This window comes from Fluviispira multicolorata (genome assembly GCF_009208585.1).
GTDB lineage: Bacteria > Bdellovibrionota_B > Oligoflexia > Silvanigrellales > Silvanigrellaceae > Silvanigrella > Silvanigrella multicolorata.
On sequence record NZ_WFLN01000005.1, the window covers coordinates 93,357 to 114,197 of the forward strand.

The 20,841-nt window shown below is 33.0% G+C and carries 18 protein-coding genes; 11 read left to right on the top strand and 7 right to left on the bottom strand.

What is annotated here, in order from left to right; genetic code table 11:
- Positions 1-17 precede the first annotated feature (17 nt).
- The 4 genes from mvaD to fni are packed head-to-tail and all read right to left on the bottom strand — an operon-like array spanning position 18 to position 4,665.
- The gene (mvaD, locus tag GCL57_RS04005) at positions 18-1,220 is read right to left on the bottom strand and encodes a diphosphomevalonate decarboxylase (RefSeq protein ID WP_152211990.1); all 1,203 of its coding nucleotides are present in this window, start codon (positions 1,218-1,220) and stop codon (positions 18-20) included.
- The gene (locus GCL57_RS04010; protein ID WP_152211991.1) at positions 1,217-2,221 is read right to left on the bottom strand and encodes a mevalonate kinase family protein; all 1,005 of its coding nucleotides are present in this window, start codon (positions 2,219-2,221) and stop codon (positions 1,217-1,219) included. The genes mvaD and GCL57_RS04010 overlap by 4 nt, the downstream gene beginning before the upstream one ends.
- Before the next feature lie 14 nt (positions 2,222-2,235).
- Positions 2,236-3,546 (bottom strand): hydroxymethylglutaryl-CoA reductase, degradative, encoded by a 1,311-nt coding sequence (locus tag GCL57_RS04015; protein WP_152211992.1) that lies wholly within the window; start codon positions 3,544-3,546, stop codon positions 2,236-2,238.
- A gap of 15 nt (positions 3,547-3,561) precedes the next feature.
- On the bottom strand, positions 3,562-4,665 hold the full coding sequence (gene fni / locus GCL57_RS04020) for a type 2 isopentenyl-diphosphate Delta-isomerase (RefSeq protein WP_161597586.1): 1,104 nt from the start codon (positions 4,663-4,665) through the stop codon (positions 3,562-3,564).
- Positions 4,666-4,893: 228 nt separating this feature from the next.
- On the opposite strand from fni, the gene GCL57_RS04025 reads away from it, so the two are divergent.
- From GCL57_RS04025 to GCL57_RS04035, 3 genes are all read left to right on the top strand, one after another.
- Complete coding sequence (locus tag GCL57_RS04025; RefSeq protein WP_152211994.1) at positions 4,894-5,511, top strand: hypothetical protein; 618 nt, start codon at positions 4,894-4,896, stop codon at positions 5,509-5,511.
- Positions 5,512-6,156 (top strand): hypothetical protein, encoded by a 645-nt coding sequence (locus GCL57_RS04030; protein ID WP_152211995.1) that lies wholly within the window; start codon positions 5,512-5,514, stop codon positions 6,154-6,156.
- A gap of 177 nt (positions 6,157-6,333) precedes the next feature.
- On the top strand, positions 6,334-6,939 hold the full coding sequence (locus tag GCL57_RS04035) for a hypothetical protein (protein ID WP_152211996.1): 606 nt from the start codon (positions 6,334-6,336) through the stop codon (positions 6,937-6,939).
- 31 nt (positions 6,940-6,970) lie between these two features.
- Here the strand turns inward: GCL57_RS04035 and GCL57_RS04040 are convergent, their stop codons facing one another.
- Positions 6,971-7,234, bottom strand: coding sequence for a hypothetical protein (locus tag GCL57_RS04040; protein WP_152211997.1), 264 nt, complete (start codon positions 7,232-7,234; stop codon positions 6,971-6,973).
- Positions 7,235-7,409: 175 nt separating this feature from the next.
- On the opposite strand from GCL57_RS04040, the gene GCL57_RS04045 reads away from it, so the two are divergent.
- Positions 7,410-8,108, top strand: coding sequence for an LbetaH domain-containing protein (locus tag GCL57_RS04045; RefSeq protein WP_152211998.1), 699 nt, complete (start codon positions 7,410-7,412; stop codon positions 8,106-8,108).
- Positions 8,109-8,552: 444 nt separating this feature from the next.
- Complete coding sequence (locus tag GCL57_RS04050; RefSeq protein ID WP_152211999.1) at positions 8,553-10,241, top strand: hypothetical protein; 1,689 nt, start codon at positions 8,553-8,555, stop codon at positions 10,239-10,241.
- Between the two features lie 74 nt (positions 10,242-10,315).
- Here GCL57_RS04050 and rpmF read toward each other — a convergent pair whose 3' ends face one another.
- Both rpmF and GCL57_RS04060 read right to left on the bottom strand, forming a co-directional pair.
- On the bottom strand, positions 10,316-10,522 hold the full coding sequence (rpmF, locus tag GCL57_RS04055; RefSeq protein WP_130606822.1) for a 50S ribosomal protein L32: 207 nt from the start codon (positions 10,520-10,522) through the stop codon (positions 10,316-10,318).
- Positions 10,523-10,689: 167 nt separating this feature from the next.
- Positions 10,690-15,021 (bottom strand): protein kinase domain-containing protein, encoded by a 4,332-nt coding sequence (locus GCL57_RS04060; RefSeq protein ID WP_152212000.1) that lies wholly within the window; start codon positions 15,019-15,021, stop codon positions 10,690-10,692.
- Positions 15,022-15,175: 154 nt separating this feature from the next.
- On the opposite strand from GCL57_RS04060, the gene alr reads away from it, so the two are divergent.
- From alr to GCL57_RS04090, 6 genes are read left to right on the top strand one after another with little or no spacing between them, the layout of a single operon-like run.
- Entirely contained in the window at positions 15,176-16,387 is a 1,212-nt protein-coding gene (gene alr / locus GCL57_RS04065) for an alanine racemase (RefSeq protein WP_152212001.1), read from the top strand.
- Positions 16,387-17,559, top strand: a complete 1,173-nt coding sequence (gene queA / locus GCL57_RS04070) for a tRNA preQ1(34) S-adenosylmethionine ribosyltransferase-isomerase QueA (RefSeq protein WP_152212002.1) — start codon at positions 16,387-16,389, stop codon at positions 17,557-17,559. Before alr ends, queA begins: the two co-directional genes overlap by 1 nt.
- A gap of 2 nt (positions 17,560-17,561) precedes the next feature.
- Complete coding sequence (tgt, locus tag GCL57_RS04075) at positions 17,562-18,836, top strand: tRNA guanosine(34) transglycosylase Tgt (RefSeq protein WP_152212521.1); 1,275 nt, start codon at positions 17,562-17,564, stop codon at positions 18,834-18,836.
- Between the two features lie 2 nt (positions 18,837-18,838).
- The gene (locus GCL57_RS04080; protein ID WP_152212003.1) at positions 18,839-19,144 is read left to right on the top strand and encodes a hypothetical protein; all 306 of its coding nucleotides are present in this window, start codon (positions 18,839-18,841) and stop codon (positions 19,142-19,144) included.
- Positions 19,145-19,193: 49 nt separating this feature from the next.
- Positions 19,194-19,838, top strand: a complete 645-nt coding sequence (locus GCL57_RS04085) for a hypothetical protein (RefSeq protein ID WP_152212004.1) — start codon at positions 19,194-19,196, stop codon at positions 19,836-19,838.
- A 43-nt stretch (positions 19,839-19,881) separates the two neighbouring features.
- Positions 19,882-20,841 carry an LPP20 family lipoprotein gene (locus GCL57_RS04090; RefSeq protein ID WP_152212005.1) on the top strand — a complete coding sequence of 320 codons (960 nt, stop codon included), beginning with the start codon at positions 19,882-19,884 and terminating at the stop codon, positions 20,839-20,841.

Genomic DNA, 20,841 nt, shown 5'->3' on the forward strand with positions numbered 1-20,841 from the left:
CCTAAACCTTAAAAATTTCAATTAATACTATTTTTTAATATTTCAATAGAACTCAAATTATCGAAATTTTCTTTGCCTATAAGCAATCCACTTCTATAAGAATTCATAAAAACGTTTATTTTTTTATTAAATAACTCTTGCAATTTTACATGAAAATTTTGAATCATTTGTTTTGATTCTTGGGTGAAAATTAAATGAATATTTGGTCCTGCATCTAAAGTCCAAAATGCTTTTAATTCAGATTCGTCTCTTAATTTAATAAACAGTGCAATTGCTTTGCTTACATCATGATCAAGATAACAAGCTGCAGGAGTTCCTGTTTGCATAACTGCATGCATAGAAAGGGCATCTTCTTCGCTTAATTGTTGAAGAAGTTCAAAATCAAATTCTTTCAATGCTTTGCTTATTAATACCATTCTTTTTGGAATACCTGCTACTCGAATTGCATTTAAAGCAGATGTGTTGGCAGATTTATGTCCCTCAGAACTTGAGATCACTTTCTCATTTGAATTTAATACAAACACACAGTGTTCAAGCTGTTTCCATTTTGGATGGTGGGGCATGAGAGATGTCTTTGTGAAACTTTCATCATGAGCACTTTCTAACTCCCATTTGACAAAGGAGTCACCTGCGCATTCGATAGCACTACGAGTTGCAGATCCGCTTCCTAAGCGAGCCCATTCTGTGAGCCAAGTGTGTAATTCTTCTTTTGTAAGATGATTTTTTAGTTGGAGAAGATCAGCTATTGCTCCTATAAGTGCTGCGTATCCTGATGCACTTGAAGCAATTCCACATGCAGTGGGGAAATTATTGTGACTTTCAATTTTAAGAGAAATTTCGTCAGCAAAATTATAAAAAATGGATTGTATCAATATATCCATTTTTTCAGGTAATATTTTTTGATTTTTATCATTATTTAAAAATAATCTATTTTTTATTGGTGGAATTTTATTGCAGGAATCAGGTAAAAAACGTCCCTGAGTCGTGATTTTAGTAAAGGAACGAAATCCTCCAAGAGTGTAACTTAAATTTGAATTTGTTGGTATTTGCGATCGATTTTGTGCTTTACCCCAGTATTTAAGGAGAGCAATATTGCTTGGTGCTGTTGCATAACCTTCATCACCATTTTGAATTTCAAATTTATTTTCACTTTTTAATTGACGTAATTTGTCTTGAATTAATTTAAGTGATGGAGGCAAATCTTTTATTATATGATTCATATAGAATTCCCAAGATTATGAAATACAAAAGGGATTTCAAGTTTTTGTATTTTTAAATGCTTTAAAAATGTATTCTTATTATATAAAACCCAAAGGCAATCTCCATGGCCTGCTCCCATTGTTTTATAAGGGATATTGAGCTTATTTAATTGATTGATAATTTTATTTAAGTTGTCATTATTTTGTGGAATTAAACCTTGTTCTTGAGCTATTTTTCTTGATAATTCCATCAATTTATACGTGTGCTCAATATTAGAGTTAATTATAAATTCATTAGCAAGAGACGTGTGTTTTAAGGCGAACTCTTCTTTTTTTGCTTGAGATTGAAAATCTTTAATGACCTTAGAGGTGTCAGAATACATTTGTGTGGCAAGAAAAAATCCATAATTTTCAATTTTATCTTTTAAAATAAATCTGTCTATAATTGGAACAGAATTGTTTTCTTGATTCTGGAAAATCCAAAATTGAATATTATTTTGTAAAATATTTTCGTGACTGGCGGCAAGTTGCACAGCAATATCATACCCACTGCCATTTCCTTGAATTTCTTTCAAGGAAGTTCTTATATAATTCCAGAATATTTCATTATTTAAATATGATATATCTTTAAAAAATAATTTCCAGAGTGATTTTGAAATTCCTGCTATCAAAGCCGAAGAACTGCCAAACCCTAGGGATGGGGAAAATGATTTTTCAATTTCTATCGAAAGATTTATTGATTTAAGATGATTTTTCCAAGGCTTTAATAAGTTCTTAAAAAAATTAATATCTGAGGTTTTCTCTGAATTTATGATTTCATCATTTTCAAACTCAATGAAATTATTTTTAAAAAATGAACTTATTATTTGAGTGGAAGCCTTTGATTGAGTAGACTGAGCCTGAATATGAATTAGAAAATAATGTTCAAAAAATGTGCAAGCGATGGCTTTGCCACCGTATAATACACCATATTCTCCTAAAAGCATGGCTTTGGCTGGGACATATAGACTCATCTTATACATTTGCAAATTTTTCTTTATTTATGGGTGTTATCTGTTTCAACTACAGATATGCTTGGAAAATGGTCATACTTTCTCATCATTTCTAAGTTCTTTTCATGAAGAGCCATATGCCCTTTTTGAATGCCTTCACATCCTAATGCGCGAATTGCAGATAAATTTTGTGCTAGGCCTACACTTGCAATAATGGCTGACAATTTTGCTGATGAGGGTGATCCCATTAATTTCAAACAAGCAGTTGCGGAAGGATGCAGTTTAGTAACACCCCCTACAGTCCCAACAGCAATGGGAACAGCAATTTCGCCTTGTAAACGATTACTTTCATTTATAAACCACTTTGTTAGAGGCTTATACACCCCTGTTAAAGAGGCAAAGGCATGGCACCCTGCTTCAACGGCGCGCCAGTCATTTCCGGTCGCAATTACAATTGGGTCTATTCCGTTCATAACCCCTTTGTTATGGGTGGTTGCCCGAAAAGGATCAAGATCGGCAAATTCCCATACAGAACAAATACGTCTTGCAGCTTCTTCACCAGAATAACCATCACGTTCTAACGCACTAAATTCAATCTCACATTTAACTTTTGTTATTCTGTGTGTTGTTAAATTTGTAAGTATTTTAGGACCCACTATGCAAGGAATTATTTCGGGTAATGCACGGCCGACTTCCTCAGCTATCGTATTGACAATATTGGCGCCCATTGCTTCACAGGTGTCAACGTTCACGTGAATGACAAAATACCCAGGTTTAGAAAGTGCTCTTAATTCAATACTTTTAACTCCGCCTCCTCTTGATATGAGACGTGGATGGCATATTTGAGCAATTTCAAATATTTTTTCTTTAGCCGTGGCATTAAAAATATCAAAAATATTTTCTGAAGGCGAAGTATAAAATTGAATTTGGCAGGTTGCAATTGTTTCTGTGGGTTCAGATATAAAGCCTCCACCCGTGCGAGCGAGTTTAGCACCATAACTTGCAGCAGCTACGACACTCGATTCCTCAACAGCCATCGGTATAAAAACTTCTTCACCATCAATTAAAAAATTTGTAGCAATGCCAAGAGGTAGAGTGTAGCCTCCAATACAATTTTCAATAAATTTTTCAGCCTGTTCTATATTAAGGGCACCTGAATTATTTAAATTATGGGCTTCTTCATTAGAGAGTATATTGCGCGAAATCATTGCTTGCGCGCGTGCTTTTGAATTCATTTGAGCAAAATTTGGTATGCGGCTTGAAGATGGAGTCGCATGGTGAGCTATTGGCTTTGAAATAGCTTCTGCTTGTGTATTTGAAGTTCTTGTAATGACTTGTTGAGCGTCTTTTACCATTGTTGTTACCTTTTCTTATGGAACTTCTTGAACTATGCGAGAGCTTAATTGACTTAAATTCTGAGCTCCTGCACAAAACATAGTTATAGAAAGAGATTTTTTAAAAAAACTAAGTTCTCTTTCTACGGATTCCAATGGAGTTTCTCCTGCTTGAGGGGAAACGGCAGCCTTAAATAAAGGCAGTCCGACACCTACCATTGTGGCGCCCACCGCAACCGCTTTTGCAACTTGCAGCCCATTTCTTATACCCCCTGTTGCAATCAAGGGAACATTGTATTGAAGATTGTTTTTGAGTCCAGAGCAACTTAGGAGAGAGTCATCGGTGGTGAGTCCCCAGTCTTTAAACAAATCGCCAAGCCTTTGTCCTTCTCGATCGGCTCTCAAACCTTCAATTGCACTCCAACTTGTGCCTCCTTTACCGCCAACATCTACAGCAGAGACCCCTACAGAAACAAGTTTTTTAAATGTTTCTGCTGAAATTCCGGATCCAACTTCTTTGACAATGAGAGGTACAGATAGATTTTTTGCGATATTCTCTATTTTTTTAAGCAGTTGAAAGAAATTTCGTTCTCCTTCGGGTTGAATACACTCTTGGAGAGCATTGAGATGAATTGCAAATGCTCCAAGTTCAAGATCATCAACCAATCTTTGAATATCATCAAGAGTAATGCCATAATTTAGACTTACAGCACCTATATTACCGATGACAAAAAGCTTTGGTGCAATTTTACGAACATCAAAAAGTCTTTTAAATTTAGGATCTTTGATCATCATTTTTTGTGAGCCAAGACCCATTGGAATATTATATTTTTCAGCTGCAAGAGCAATTGCTTCATTTATTTCTTGACCTTTTTCAATGCCACCCGTCATTCCTGTGACTAGAACTGGCATTGAAAAAGTATTATTTAAAAAAGATTGTTCTAAGTTGATTTCATCAAAATCAATTTCGGGTAAAGCCTCGGGAATAAAGCGAAATTTAGCAAATGGAGTTCCATCGGACTCTATTTTTTCAGTTTGGCAAATTCGTATGTGATCGTTTTTGCGACTCACCATGAGCTCGGGGGTGTCTTCTATATAAGAAAGTAATTTTGAATGCTTATGGTTTTTTATATGCGGCAATGTAAAATGCTCCATAATATAAGTAAGAAAGCCACAGCAGGTAAACAAATTTACCTTTTAATGACTTAACATACAATTAGCTACAATCAAGAATAAACAATAGCAAAAAAGACTTTAAAATTTTGCTTTGAATGTCGATATAATTACGGAGTGTTAAAATTGACTATTAAGTCGTTATATTTTATGATTTAAAAAAATAGTCATAAAATTAGGTTCTTGGAGGCATAAATGGCTCCGAAATCAGTTGAAAATACAATTTGGATGAATGAAAGCAATGCAGTTCAGTTCTTTCATGAAAAAGTTGTAGAGGCTCAGGAAAGACAGCATCTTAGATTAACAGAAAACGTAGAGTTTTATATTGTTAATCTGTTGTGTGAGCACGTCAGAATAAGTGACTCTGAAGAAACAGAAAGCTGCCTTGTTTTAATTCTTAAGAAAGCCTTAGAAAGTTCGTTTGTAGAAAAAGTTGCACTTTATAAGAAGTTGGCTGATACCGCCCTTTATTTTTCAGGATTTTTTCAAGAATATTTTAATAGAAAAAGCTTTGATATTAAATATTATGTCAATATGGGCGAGTCCGCTTATGGTGAACTTTCTCATTTGCTTAAAGGTAAAAATACTTATCAAGAAACAATGTCACAAATTTACCAAGAAATGAGCAGAAATTTCACAACTGCTGTCGATATATTACTTGATATTTCTGAGCAAACAACTCACCAAGACAGCATACGTACAACCTTAAGTATTTATGATGCTTGGTTAAATACGGCAAGTGCTAAATTAGAAAAAGAACTCTTAGCGCGTGGTGTTCACCCCATAAAGGTCAATTCACGTAAGGTTCAATAAATGACACAGACGAACATCAAGAAACAGATTGCAAATGGTTGTAATACTTCTCTAAATATCATCGCTCGCTATTATGGATTACAGAGTGAAGAAAGTATTGAAGACTTTGTGTTATTTCCTTCTGAAGATGTAGATGAAAATAGCGGACAAATATTATTTGAAGAAAATATTGAGAACGAAGAGTTTTTTATTGGAATTCAATTTGGAAAAAAAATCTATCATGAATTTGAAAATAAAAATATCATTTCATTAAATACGCTTGCCGTTGTTGCAGAAGAAACAAGTCATTTTAAATTGATAACAGATTCTGTTTTATTAAAATCAAGCTTAAGTAAACTTGAAATAGAAACATTGGGTGAAATCGATCGCTTCTTGTGCCTAATGCATTGGAATAATGAAAATAAAACTCATAGAATTGAAAAAAATTGGAAAAATCTTCATCAAATTTGTGATGAGGTTTTTCAAGGAAATCGCTTTAAAGAAAATAAAAATCCTCTTTATATTGATGCCGAAGCAATCGCTTTTAAACATTTACGTCAGGCATTTTCAAAAGATTGGGATTCTTCATACTTTAACTTTTCACTAATAGATATTCATGCCTGTAACTATTTAACAAAACTTAGAAAAATGATTTTAAGAGCTTAGCATTTTTAATTATATCTATTTATGTTAAATAAATAAAAATAAAATAAAGTATACTAATCATTATAATATATAGTTTTTAATTAAATAAAATATTTAGTCTAGATTGTTGCATGTTTCTAATTATTATTTTAATGCTAATTTGTGTTTTTGTAGTTAATAATACATACGAGGTTAAATATGAAATTTAAGTCTTTAATTTGTTTAGCAACTGTTGCTGTTACTTCTTCTGTTTCTGCTCAAGAGACTGAAAGTAATAAGAATATTAATATTATCGGTGGTCTTGGAGCTACTTTCTTAAATGATATGGATCCACAACTTGGAAGTGATAATAAAATGAAAGGTGCTGAATTAAATTTTTCTGGCCTTTATTCTTTCCCAAAATTTGGAATGGTAAGTCCTGTTGCTGGTTTAGGACTACATTCTGCTTACACAACTCGAAAAGAAGGTAGTGCTAGAATTGATGCCTATTGGACAAGTTTAGAAGCAAACGCAGGTGTAAAGATTGATATTGTTCCTCAATTTTCTTTATTTACTCTTGCGAATGTCGGTTATGCTATAGGAACTCGTACTGAAGTTAAGGCAGGAGATGTAACTATTGGTACAGATGCTAAAAATCATTACTATTTTGGTGCGACTGCTATGGGAATTGTTCCAGTTACAAGTACAGTTGGCGTGGGCGCTATGTTCTCGTACAATAGACATTCCTTGGAAACCAAAGACTCTTCAGTTAAATTGACATTCGATCAATACACAACAGGTGTAGTTGTTAGTTACAGCCTCTAATTTATTAATTAGAGTTAATATAAAAAGGATATTAATTATAATTAATATCCTTTTTTGTTGTCAGATAATTATCTGATTCATCTTCTGAATAATGTAAATTTAAATTTTCTTTTGATTGATTCTCTTTTCTCCATAAAAACCAAGCGATGGATTGTTCGGCAAGCCATGCATAGTGTTCCTGTGCATTTGAGGGGATTTGTGATTCGCAGAAGGATTTCGCTTCTTCATAGGTAGCACTTGGATTTTCGTCAAGCCATTTTCTAAAACAATTTTTAAATTCATTTTTATCAAACATATTCATTCACGCCTTTTAGCAGAACGTATAAAAATACTTGCTTATTACTCAAGCATTGGTTTTTTTTCGGAAAAAAAACTGGGTTCTTGAGTGAGATTTGCTATAAATTATGTGAAAATGGACAGGTACAGTCTGTCTGCTTTAAGATAAAGAACCAAAATTTAAGGAAACTAATATGAATCGAATCACAATTGAATCAAAGTTTGTCAGCAATGACGCCTTGTTTGAGCTCAAACGTGCATCCGAGCTTAAAATTCCCAAAGAGCTTTCTAATTTTTTACAAGAAGTGGAATTTCCATGGAAAGCTTTAGGTAAAGCCCTCACTCAGTTTGTTGAAAGCGCTATTCAAAAAATCCCTTTAGAGGATCGCATGAGAGGGCAGGTGAGTCCGCAAGCTATTCTTGAGAATAAGGAGTTCATAGTAATTTGCGAAGGCGCTGTGGTCGAGCCAGGAGCGTATATTACAGGCCCAACTTTTATTGGCCCCAAAGCTGTCGTGCGACATGGTGCTTATATCAGAGGGTCTGTTTATATCTCCGAAGGTGCTGTGGTGGGACATACCACTGAGTGTAAAGGGGCTATTCTTTTACCAAATGCAAAAGCAGCCCATTTTAACTATGTTGGCGATTCCATTTTGGGTTATGATTGTAATTTAGGGGCTGGAACAAAGCTTGCAAATTTAAAAATGAATCATAGCAATATTATTCTTCGTTTGGATAATAAAAAAGTGGATTCTGGCTTAAAAAAGTTTGGAGCAATTTTAGGAAATAGAGCGCAAACAGGTTGCAATTCTGTGACAAATCCTGGGACAATTATGTTACCCGAAGTTGTTTTATTACCCAACCAAACTGCGATAGGCATTTTAAAAAGATAATTACCTCTTATATAAATTTCCATAAAAATCACAAAATAAATTTACTCAATAAGTTTGTAGATTTGCATAACCTTATATGTTAGTTATTATACAATAATTGTGTTCAATACATTTTTACAGCTATTCTTTTATAAAATTAAATAATTTTATAATATTAACTCTATTTATTGATAAAATTTCTCAAGAAGAAAAATAAAACTTCATATTCACTTTACAGTTAACTCATATTATATAAATAACTAAATTTTTTTTGGTATGTTTAATATATAAATATCATGTTGATAATTATATATAAATTATTTATACTTAAATATAAATACACTAGTGTGTTATAAATTAAAAAAAGTTGGCCATCCACTTGTTTTTTTGCTAAATAAACTTAACATAAAAAAATAGAATTTTTACTATTCAAGGCTTTTGAGCCATAACCTATAGAGGTGGATGATGACTCAGATCTCTCGTCTTTTACCCGTTGTTTCTGTTCTTTCATTATTTTTAATATCCTGTTCTAAAAACGAAAAATATTTTTCAGAAAATATTCAAAGTGCAAATGAAATTACAAAAGCAAGGAGTTCTGTTTTAAACAGTGACGGATCGTCAGCTAAGCTTTTGCAAGGATTTAATAAAATGGGTTTCCTCTTTTCAGAAAGTTGTTTAGAGGGAGGTGAATCTGTTCTTCCAAAGGGAATAGAAAAATCAATTGTTGATTTTTCGGATAACCTAAAAGAAAGTGATTTTAGAAAAGTATTAAATATTGGGATTTCTGCGACAGTACCCGTCAAAGGTGTTGATATTTCGCCAGAAATTAAATATGCACGTGAAGCTTCTGCCACAAAATTAAGTCGCACAACAACTTATTCAGTTTATGTCCGTTATGGTGAACATAAAATCACTCCAAAAGAAGGTAATATTTATAAATTAAAAGCTGGTTTAGAAGATAATTTTAATAACAGCGGAAAATTAGAGAATGCATATAATTTTATAAAAAAATGTGGTGATGAGATAATAACTTCACAGAGATTATCTGCAAAAATTTTATTAACTATGAAGCTTAATTTTGATTCTCAAAAAGTTTTAAATGATTTTCAATCTAAAATTGGTGTTTCTGTTAAAGATGTTTTGACAAAGCAAGAGCGTATTGGAATTAATCAAAACTTAAAATTATTAAATGAGGATACAAAAAAACAAATTTACTTAAATGTATATGGTTTTCAATTAGGAGGAGATCCAACAAAATTAGCATCTGTCCTAACGACAAAAGTGTCTTGTCGCTTGGATAAAATTGAAGAGTGCCAGCCATTTTTTGATAGATTAAATCAATATGCTTCTGATGACTTCGTTAAACAATTGAGTGTAAAAGATGTAAATACTTGGGCTATCGAAAGTTCATCAACTGTTGAATATGATGAATTGAATATTGCAAATCACAATGGAGTAAAGCTCGATTTTGCTTTAACCCATGATATAAACACAATGGAGCAATTGAGTAGGCTCAAAAGTGATGTAAGTCATGCAATATCTAAACAGATTGATAATTATACTTTAGCAAATTCTTTAATGAATGTAAAATATTTAGCAGAAGATGAAAAAAATGGTATAGATAATATTTTAACTCTTTCGCATACAAATATAGAGATGTTACAAGCATTTTCTAGTCAATGCTATGTTAATTTAGTTGACTGTTTAAATAATTCTTCAGCTAAGTTAACATCACTTGTTTCACAATATGATGAAACTTTGTTAGAGCCAAATATTGGGGAATTAATAGCAAAAATTCGTTCAAATAATGCTCCTCTCTCTGGGCAAAAAGAACGTTCATCTGAAGATTTTATTGACTTTAGCAAGGTCATAGAAAAAGGAAAATATTCAAGCTTTTATTTCAAAGTAAAAAATATTGATAATAATTTGATAAGAAATGCGAATGCTCGGTTTGATTTAAAATGCAATAAGCCTTGGTATAAAGGATATGACCCAGTGCTATTTGCATCAATTCATCCAAACTATGAGGTTTTAACAGACACAGTGACAATGAACTATAATTTCAATTGTGCTGGTCAAGAGGCTGTGTATGTTGCAAATCCAAAAGATATTGTGGAGAAAGACTTTATTGTGGAAATCTGGGGACGTGAATAATCAATAAGGCTTTAAAAATTAAAAAAGGGTTCTCATTATTTTGAGAACCCTTTTTTAATTTTTAAAGCACAAAATTAGCGAAGAACTGCTAGAAGGTCTGCTTTAAGAATATTTTTTGCAATAAAACGGCCTTTATAGAATCCGCAGGACTCACAAACGGAATGTGGGAGTCTTGGAGCTGCACAGTTTGAGCACTTAGAAAAGTTAATTGGTGTTAAAGCGTCGTGAGCACGGCGCATATTACGGCGTGAACGGGAAACTTTCATCTTAGGAGTTGGCATACTAGAATCCTCTTAGGGCAAATTTTAGCACATTTTAAAGTATTGAATTTGCTGCACACATTGTAAGTAAAAATTAACGAATGTGATATCTAGAGAGCATTTTCCCCATCACATCACGCAACAAAACGTCACATGTACATAATGGAGTGAAGAGCCTCTGTCAATAGCTATCCGACACGCTTTAAGGGATTGTCTTGATTTTGCAAAGGGTTCTCAACATCTTCATTTCTCTCAGAATTTACGTTTGTATGGTCTACATTATCTTCAGTATGCTCTTTTAAGTGAATTCTTTTTGCCGAAGCTTTCAGTGCAGCTCCAAGTGTGGACTCGATTAAATCTGTTTCAGTAGGGACAGATTTTTTAATAAAATCAGATATATGTTTGAGTTCACTCTCACTTAACTCTGCAGTGCGAACGTTGTTTTGAAAGTTATGAAGAAACTCTAAGATGTAATTTATTGCGACTCCTTGCTCAGGATATGCTTGAGAAATGTCATACTGTTCTATCCTTTCTGAGCGTATGTGAGTCACCTGCGCTGTAGGAGAAAAAGTAAGCTTTTCTTTTCTCTCTTCTGAGTCTAAATTTATGATTTCATTGGATATAATATTTAAGTCCGTACGCGCTTTGTTAGCAAGACGGTGGGATGACCAATGAAACCCAGCACGTAACAAATTTTGGGATAAGAAATGTAATCTTTCTGTATCTTGGGTACTTGATTTGTCTATTTTTATGTTTTCTTTTATGGCTCTATCTTCTCCCCAGTATTTTGTAAAAGTTTCTTTTTTTCTTAGAAATGCTTTTGTTAGAGATATAAAAAAATTCTTTCTCTTTCTAATTTTAATACTTTGGCTTTGGCTGCTTCTTAAAAGAGCTGTATATTCAATGACTTTAAGCGCAAAAGACTCTGGCGCATATTCCATATGCATAGATGTATTAAACCATTGTCTAATTTGCTTCTCTTTCGCTTCCTGAGTCACCATAGAAGCACTTTGGGCATGCCCTCCTTCAAATAAATAATGAGTGTACAGAAGGAGCTGATCTGTTTTTTCAGCAAGTATATTACCTATAAACATTTCGTCCCCCGGAACTTTTTTTAGACTTGGGTGCACTTGTTTTAAAAAAAGAATAGTATATCCGATATCCCAATCTACTAATTCAAAATCTTGCATTTTTTTTATGTATTTCTGAATATTTGTTTTATGATTTAATATTTGATCAATTGGAAGTTTTTCAAATTCAACCAATAAATATAATTTATGTGCACATTGTCTAAGAGAAAGTGGCAATTCTCCAGAAGATGAATTTATTCTGTCTAAATTCTTTTTACTTTCATGTAAATCTCCTTCATAAAAAAAGGAACACCAAGCTCTCATTAAAAGAACTTCATATAGAGCCATATCATTGCCAATACGTCCAGATAAATCAGTTATTGTTTCAAGAATAAAAGATCGAGTTTTAGTTGAAATATTTCTTTCTGCACATAGAATTAAAGAAAATAAAAGATGAATAGTATCTTCTCCATCATTATTTTCAATTGTGAATTGCAAAGCACGCATTACTTGAGGAAACAGGATATTATTATCAATCCAGCCGACACAAGATCTAAGAAGTTGTGAAAGAACAATCCCTCGAATGGGTTTTGAGCGAGGAGAAAGTGGAAGCTTTTCTGTTTTAGATTCTTCACTGTTTTCAATTTTTATAAAACTTTTAAATAATAATTTAATATTTTTAGATTCCTCAGCGTCATAAAAAGCTTGAGGATCGGAAAGTTTTTTTTGAATTTTATACAACTCAAATTCAATTGCTGATTTGTAAGTAAAGTTTATACTGTGTGGTATATCTGAAAACAATTCGGCTTTCTCAGATTGTTGAATAATCTTTAAAAACTCTTCTGTTCTTTTCTCTTTATTTTTATATTGAGATGGAAAGAAATTTTTCATTGAAAGAATAGATTTTCTTTTTGAATTCATCAAATTCCAGCCAACAGCACGATAATATTTTTCAGCTTGCTCAATATCGCCTAATGACTTTGAAAGATCTGCAATATGTTCTCGTATTTTTGGAACGAGTACAGACGCATCGTCGGGACGATCTTTTTCGACAGACTCTCCGAGCATTTGCAATTTACTTATAACAAATTCAGCGGAATTTATATCAAATAATTCTTCTGAAGCGACGAGAAGGGAAGAATAAGCTCCAAAAGCACTTTTTGATAAATCGCTTTTTGAAAGGTATTCAGAAATATGAATGATGTCAAAAAGAGTGGTTTTATCATGAATATTATTACATAAATATTCTGAAAGTATATAATATATTTCAGACTTTGTTTTTTTGCTTAATAGTAATGATAAACTAAGCCATATATATTGATGTTCCCAAAAATAACATTGTAAATGTCCTGTTAACGCATCTCTATTTTCTGAAACCAACCCAATTTTGATTGCTGTTTTCAGTGCATCATATGCTAAGTGTAAAGGATCCTTTTTCTTTTCAAGTTCTTCTTCCTCTTCTTCTGTCAATGGTCTTACTTCTTCTACTTTCTTATCTTCTTTAATTAAATCTTCAGGTTCAGGGCCTTCTGGGAAAGTATCCACCTTCCCGTGATGATAATTGTTTGAGAAAATATCTTGCATTAAGATAACTTTGCTACTTAATAATTCAATAATTTCTGTGCTTATTTGTAAGTCAACCATAGACCATGTCGCTAGAAATCGAGCTTGTTGACTGGTTAAATTATTAAGTTTTGTGACCCAAAAAGATCTTGTTCTATCATCTTTTAAGGTTGAATATGTGGGATCCTGGTGTTTAAGAGAATTGAGTTCTTTTTTATTATCAATATCGTTGATTTCTTCTTCAGAACGCACTCCAATAACCCATTTAATATTTTTTGTTTGTTTTTTTAAGAGGCGAAGTAATACAGCAAGAGATGAATTATCGGCTCTATTAATATCATCAATAATTATCATACTTAATTTAGAAGAACCTAATATTTTTTCAAATATTTTGTCAATATTGTTATGTAAGCATTCATGTCTAACCTGAATAAGTAAATTTTTCATATTTTTATTATGAGAAGACTTATTGTCTCCATATTTTATGAGAGAAGGTAGTACATAAAAGACTGAATCAATTTCACTGCCTAAATTATAAAATAATGTACGAAGTTCTTGGAGAAAAAGCGGATTATAGAAAAGCGTATTATTAAGTAAACAATTGCAAAACTCATCTAAACTCGAAAATGGAATGTTAATTGGACTGAATTTGACTCCATAATAAATAGTATTTTTTTGAATTACATTCATTCCAGTATTTAAATTTCTCATAAATATATATTTATTTGCTGTTTTATTACGAGCATCTATCCAAAATCGGTTATTATGATTTCTGGCTTTATCTATACAAAATTGCACAAGGTTTTCAGGGATATCAAATTGTTTGTTAAGAATGTTTTTGTCTGAGTTTTCATCGAATTCTGGGATAAATTCATTAAAAAAATTATTTAAATTTTGGTGTTCAGTTGATTCAGCAAGTCTATTAGCTAAAAGCATAACTTCATAAGCGAACTCTCGAGATCCTATTGTTCTTTTCTCGGGAGCTGGATTTACAGCTTTGCTTAAGATGACTTTTAAACGTTTCATAACATCGGTAACGGGGTGGCGTGTGTTCCACTTATACCATTTTTTTCCAAAATTAAATACATTGCTATCGCTAATAATATATAAAGGCCACAATGCATTTAAGGCAGAACTCTTTTCAATTGATATCATTCCTAAATCATAAGCCATAATGGCTGCTAGGCTATAAATATCAGAGTTTTCCTGATAACAGCCGTCTAGAATACCGCGTGCTTCGGGGGGAAGCCAATAATTTCTATTAATAATTTCATTCGCTTGAGATGATTTTTCTTCTAGATTATGCGATTGATATGGAAGAAAGTGAGCATAACCTCCGTCAAGTAGGGATATGTGTGGAACCTCCTCTTTTTTATCAAAAAATTCAGAATCATACGATTGTTTTAAGTCAACCGCACTGCGATCTTTTATAAGAATATTTTCTGGTTTTATATTTCCATGCAGTATTCCTTTTGCGTGATAGTAGGATAGATTTTCAAAAATGCGCACCCAAAGCCTAAGACGATTGCGAAAGCGAATAATTTCTTCTGGTTTGTAGGGCAGTTCTTTTTCCATATTTTCAGCAAGAGTCACGCCATCAACCCAAAGTGAATAAATTTCAATCTCATTGGTTTTTAAATAAAGCTCCATATTTTCACCATATTCGATGAAAAATATTTTTTTAATAATTTCTAAGCTGTCTTGGATCTTTAATTTTGTTAGGCGCATTTTTCCGAGGTTGATAACACGAATTGTTTTCTTTCTTAACTCATCTGCACGTTGCATACGAGAAATGACAGTGCTGGTTTTAGTTGAAAGTGTTCCAACTTTATCAACGCCAGCATCTTCTCGTTGAGATATTTGTGCTATGAGTTTTTCGTTTTCCATGATACCCCGTACAATAAACTCACTTTTTTCCAAATAATGTATCGGCGTAAAGTTTTTGTTCCGTAGGCGTGTTACAAAAAAATAAAATTCATTATAATTGTTGTTAAACTCAATGTCCTATCGCGTGTGAGTTAACTGTTTTGAAGGAGTGCATATGGGTGATTTGGCGTTTATAAGTGAATTTCCTGAACAAGCTTCATGGCTTGAAATTAGTCAAGCTGCATTTGTTCACAATGTCTCTGTCTTCAGAAATGCGGTTGAATCTCAAATACTGCTGGGATGTGTCTTAAAAGGAAATGCTTATGGGCACGGATTTATGCCTTGTCTTGAAATTCTACATGGCTATGTTGATCTTATTTTTGTAATAAGTCCTGTGGATGCTTTTAAAATACGTAAATATGAAAAAGAAAATGATCTCACCCAAAAAAGAGTGATTGTATTAGGTGTTATTACAGCGGAAGAAGCAGTGCGTTGCGCACGTAAAGTTATAGAAGTTGTTGTTGGAGATGAGGAATGGAAACAATATATTCCTATTTTAAAACAATCTGAAAAGGGAACGGGCAATTCTTATCGTCCGTTAAAAGCGCATATTCATATAGACACAGGCCTTGGTAGAGAAGGTTTTACTCTCGATAATTTAACGAAAAAAATTGATTTCTTAACAAAATGTACCGAGCTCATTCATATTCAAGGAGTCATGTCACACTTTTCCAATACGGAAGATGTGACTGAACAAGAGTATGCTTTTGAGCAAATGGCAAAACTTAATGAAGCATTTGATATAATTGAGAAGAAGTTTTCATTAAACTACTCCCTTGAAAAACATTTTGCACAGAGTGCAGCTTCTCTTGTCATCCCACGTTCACGTTATGATCTCGTGCGGGTTGGTATTTCAATGTATGGATTATGGCCCTCTATTGAAACAAAACTTTCTGCAAAAGTTGTGTTAAATGTATTGCCTAAGTTAATGCCAGTTCTTTCTTGGAAGTGTAAAAGTCAAAGTATTAAAACTGTTATTTCAGGTTCTTATATAGGTTATGGTTGTACCTTCCGCGCAGATAGAGATCTGAGAACGGCACTTTTACCTGTGGGATATTACGATGGTTACCCCCGTCTTATTTCTAATAAAGGCTATGTTCTGGTAAATGGATTGCGTTGTAAAATACTGGGGAGAGTCATGATGAATCATATAATTGTTGACGTGACCGAGGCGACAGGTGATGAAACATCTGTGGTTGCGACACTGATTGGCTCAGATGGGAAAGAGTCTGTTTCGGCAGAAAATTTAGCAGAGTGGGCCCAAACTATCAATTATGAAATAGTGACTCGCATTGGATCTCATCTCAAAAGATTGGTTATTGATTAGTGAAAACAAGTTTTTTTAATTATGAATTACCAGAGGAGTTAATTGCTCAAGTACCTTTGGAAAAAAGAGATAAAAGCCGTTTACTGGTATGCAGATCTTCAACAAAAACTATTTCAGATAGTTTTTTTGTAAATATAGCTGAAGAAATAAATAATATATTTAAAATAAAAGAAAGAGATGCGAAGGTTCTTCTCGTTGCAAATGACTCTCGAGTGTATCCAGCAAGGGTGCGAATACGCAGAAAAACGGGTGCACGTGGCGAAGTTTTTTTATTAGAAAGAGGAATTAAAGAATTTTATCATTGTTTACTAAGACCAAAAAGTAAAATCAAACAGGGTGAAATTCTCTATGCAGATCAAGAAGAGTTACTGCCTCTTTTTAAGGTGACAAATCTATCACCTCCATGTGTTGAACTTGTTAATGCAAATTCGCTTGATGAATTATTAGAAAAATATGGCGAAATGCCTTTGCCTCCCTATATTCAAAGAGGTAATAAACAATCTTATTCTTTAAAAGAAATTGATAAAGAAAGATATCAAACGGTTTACTCAAATAAATTAGAAGTAGGAAGTTCTGCAGCACCAACGGCTGGCTTGCATTTTACACCTGAAATAATAGAAAAATGTTTAAATAATGGAATTGATTTTGCCTCAGTAACTTTGCATGTTGGATTAGGCACTTTTTTGCCTGTTCAATCAATAAATATACACGAACATAATATGCATGAAGAGCATTTTATAATTTCAAAAAATGTAGCCGAAAAAATTTCCATGTATTTAGCTAATGATTGGCCAATTATTTTTGTTGGTACAACCTCTTTGAGAGCGGTTGAAAGCTTTTTTAGGGTAGCTTTTCCAAAGCATGATAAAAATGAAATAATTAAAAAAGCAAAAGAAAATAATTTAAATAATTATCTAAGTAATTATGTTGATAAATGGATAGCAACAAAAATTTTTATTCATCCTCAAAACGAAAATGATCAAGTGGTTCCTTGTGTTGGAAATGCAATAATCACAAATTTCCATCAACCTGAAAGCACTTTAGCAATGCTTATTTCTGCGCTCATGGGATATCAATTCTGGAAAGAATTTTATGCTCATGCTATAAATAAAAAGTATCGTTTTTTTAGTTATGGAGACTCAAGTCTTCTTGTCTTTGGAGAAAACTCTTGAATATGTTACCTAATAGAAACTTAATTGAATTTTCATTAATTAAATCTCTTGAGCTCAATAAAGATTTTAAAACTGGAAAATATGATACCGCAGATTTAAAGTCTCTTGATTTAGAGCAAGAGTTTTCTGTAGCATTAGAAAAAAAAGCAGCTGTAGAAAGCGAGAGAGATCTTCTTCATACAGTTGGACCACGTATCACAAAATTAAAATTTGGAAATATAGAACTCGAAACTCCTATTTTTATGCCAGTTGGCACTGTTGGAAGCGTTAAATCACTATCACCAGAAGATGTTTATTCCATTGGATATAGGCTTATTTTAGGTAACACATATCATTTAAATTTAAGGCCTGGGATGGAGTTAATGCGTGATTTTGGTGGTTTGCATCAATTTATGCGTTGGCCAGGTGCAATTTTAACTGACAGTGGTGGATTTCAAGTGATGAGTCTTGCAAAAATTCGTAAACTAAACGAAGAAGGAGCAACATTTGCAAATCATATTAATGGAGCAAAAATCACTTTAACACCAGAAAGCGTTGTGGGTATCCAAGAAGATATTGATTCTGATATTCAAATGGTTCTAGATGAGTGCACTTCTTATCCTGCGACTCATGCCGAAGCAAAAGCAAGTATGGAACGTTCCATGCGTTGGGCGCAAAGAGCACGAGAGGCACGCAAAAATAAAAATAGAGCGCAATTTGGTATTGTCCAAGGCGGCATGTATGGAGATTTAAGAGTTCAAAGCATAAAAGAATTGAGAAAAAATGATTTTGAAGGTTTTGCGATTGGTGGTTTGTCCGTTGGAGAGTCTAAAAGGGAAATGAGAAGGCTTTTATCAGCGACAATGCCTTGGATGCCCCATGACAAACCTCGTTACCTTATGGGAGTAGGAGCTCCAGATGATCTTATTGATTCCATAATGCTAGGAATTGATATGTTTGATTGTGTTATGCCAACCCGAAATGCACGCAATGGCAGTGTATTTGTAAGATCAACGGCCTCGGCAAATGGTAAAATGCAAATTAAAAATGCAGCGCATAAAGCAAGTAAAGAGCCCCTCGATTCAAATTGCAGTTGCTACACCTGTAAAAATTATTCTAGAGCCTATCTTCGTCATCTTTTTGTTGCTGAAGAACTTTTAGTTTTCCGCCTTTTATCAATCCATAATCTACAATTTCTTTATGACTTAACCGAAGAGATGAGAGAGGCAATTCGCACAGGAAGAATATTTGAAGAACTTCCTAACATTAGAAAGAAGTACGCACCTGGGAGCATTTAATAATGGGCGACTCAAATCGGACATCGTTTGACATTTCTAATAATGAAAAAGCTTTGTCTGTTCCAATTGGTGCGCATGAAGCTCAGAACTTTATGAATGATGTGATTCGCAATACTTATTCTCGAAGTAAAGATTCCCAAAATAAAACTGAAATTAAAAAAAGATGGTTTTGGCTTGGATTTATAGGCGGAGTTTTTATTTCTTGTCTTGGCATATTTTTTGTTTTTACAACAGTCTATTTTATTCAGTATTCTATTTTTGAAAAACCAAATTTAATTTATAATAAAGCAATTTGCGAAATAAAATAAAAAAAGTTAATGTCTTCTTTTCATGATTATTTTGCGAAAGGAATTTTATATGAGAAATATTAATAATATGAATGGTGTAAAAATTGGTTTAAGTTGTGTAACTTCTCTTTTATTTATTGCTGGCTGTACTTCATCCTCAAAATATATAAAATCCGAAGTGATTGCAAATTCGACAAAAACTTTAAAAACTCCTGATTGGGCTTTAAATTCTCAAGTGATGGTAGAAGATGGTGGTAATTTTATTTTTATTCATAAAATGACATTAAGTGGAACCTCAAGACCTGATGCTTGTATCTCAATGGCTCGTACTCAAGCAGTTGGCGAAATGATGAAGTATATTAAAAACTCAGTAACTTCTTCTGGCCAAGTTGAGGAATTAAATGCTTCTTCTGATCCATCTATGTCTTCTTTAACTGCTTTTCTATCACAAGGGAATATTTCAGGCGCTAAAGTAACGACTACCTATTGGGAACAAACAATGGAAGCGGATGATTCTGGAGTTAGACCTATAAAAAAATTAATGTGTGCAGTACAAGTTTCTATAGATAAATCTACATTGGAAAGACAAATGAAAGATGCCATCAATGGAGTTCCTGGTGGAAATCCTGAAATTCGCCAAAAACTTTTAGACGCTCAAAAGAATTTCATTGAAGGTGTTGCAAAAAAAGAACCAGAAGCTAAAGCAGCAAATTAAAAATTATAATTGATAGTTTCATATTTGTTTATAAAGGTCTTTTATGATTTTAAAAAATACAATTATATTATCTTCTCTCATTTCAATATCTCCTTTTGCATTTGCACAGACAGATTCTTGCTCTACCCTTGCAGATCTTCAATCTAAAAGCAATGAGTCTTCTTTTGTTGGTTTTGGGGCTGCTGCAACTCAAAAAGAGGCAGATCAAAATGCTCAAGTTGATTTAGCAAGAAATATTAGGCAAAAAGTTACAGCCTCATCTACGGTAAATGAAAATAATACTGATACTTCTTTAAATGCGACTTCAAAATCAGTTGTTTCTGAAATTTTAGTGGGGGCAAAGGTTCTTAAAAGATGTACTAACTCTGATAGCTTTTCGGCTGTTGTTACGTTAGATAAAGCAATGTTTATTTCAACTCTTTCTGAAAAACTTTCTACAAATCTAAAAAAAGCAGTTAATTTTAAAAAGTCAATTGAAAGTTCAAAATCTGAGGATATAACTGCTAAATTAATTGACGATGCAAAAAAATTCTTATCTGACTATCAGGAAAGTTCTGAAAGTGATTTAGAGCTTTGTAAAATATACAAGGGCTGTAAAGATCTAAAAATAGACACTGCTTTTCACGATTTAGCTGAGCAAGTTGCAAAAGATGGTGATAAAGATCAATATATTTTAATTACGGCAAATGATGATGTTGCAAATGGTTTACGTGGTGAACTCATTACATTGTTAGAGGCAGAAAAATTAAAAATAATGGATGGAACTGTCTCTGATAAAAGTCAAGATATTACCAGAAAAGTTATTGCAACATGTAAAGTAAAGGCTGGCACTAAAATTCCAGGAACCGAAGATCGTGTAATCGAAACACGCTGTATAGTCGAAGCGTATATTGGCAAGCAAAAAAAGTTTAGAAAAGTTTACTCTTGTAAAGCCGTTGGAGACAATGAATATTCTAATGAAGATGCTGTGAATTCATGTTCTGGTAGACTTCAACAAGAATAA

Bases quoted from the DNA above. Each gene is read 5' to 3' on its own strand.
- GCL57_RS04010 (WP_152211991.1), bottom strand. From the start codon at position 2,221: ATGTATAAGATGAGTCTATATGTCCCAGCCAAAGCCATGCTTTTAGGA.
- GCL57_RS04090 (WP_152212005.1), top strand. From the start codon at position 19,882: ATGATTTTAAAAAATACAATTATATTATCTTCTCTCATTTCAATATCT.
- GCL57_RS04080 (WP_152212003.1), top strand. From the start codon at position 18,839: ATGGGCGACTCAAATCGGACATCGTTTGACATTTCTAATAATGAAAAA.
- mvaD (WP_152211990.1), bottom strand. From the start codon at position 1,220: ATGAATCATATAATAAAAGATTTGCCTCCATCACTTAAATTAATTCAA.
- alr (WP_152212001.1), top strand. From the start codon at position 15,176: ATGGGTGATTTGGCGTTTATAAGTGAATTTCCTGAACAAGCTTCATGG.
- GCL57_RS04085 (WP_152212004.1), top strand. From the start codon at position 19,194: ATGAGAAATATTAATAATATGAATGGTGTAAAAATTGGTTTAAGTTGT.
- GCL57_RS04015 (WP_152211992.1), bottom strand. From the start codon at position 3,546: ATGGTAAAAGACGCTCAACAAGTCATTACAAGAACTTCAAATACACAA.
- GCL57_RS04045 (WP_152211998.1), top strand. From the start codon at position 7,410: ATGAATCGAATCACAATTGAATCAAAGTTTGTCAGCAATGACGCCTTG.
- tgt (WP_152212521.1), top strand. From the start codon at position 17,562: ATGTTACCTAATAGAAACTTAATTGAATTTTCATTAATTAAATCTCTT.
- GCL57_RS04050 (WP_152211999.1), top strand. From the start codon at position 8,553: ATGACTCAGATCTCTCGTCTTTTACCCGTTGTTTCTGTTCTTTCATTA.
- GCL57_RS04030 (WP_152211995.1), top strand. From the start codon at position 5,512: ATGACACAGACGAACATCAAGAAACAGATTGCAAATGGTTGTAATACT.
- GCL57_RS04060 (WP_152212000.1), bottom strand. From the start codon at position 15,021: ATGGAAAACGAAAAACTCATAGCACAAATATCTCAACGAGAAGATGCT.
- GCL57_RS04040 (WP_152211997.1), bottom strand. From the start codon at position 7,234: ATGTTTGATAAAAATGAATTTAAAAATTGTTTTAGAAAATGGCTTGAC.
- GCL57_RS04025 (WP_152211994.1), top strand. From the start codon at position 4,894: ATGGCTCCGAAATCAGTTGAAAATACAATTTGGATGAATGAAAGCAAT.
- rpmF (WP_130606822.1), bottom strand. From the start codon at position 10,522: ATGCCAACTCCTAAGATGAAAGTTTCCCGTTCACGCCGTAATATGCGC.
- GCL57_RS04035 (WP_152211996.1), top strand. From the start codon at position 6,334: ATGAAATTTAAGTCTTTAATTTGTTTAGCAACTGTTGCTGTTACTTCT.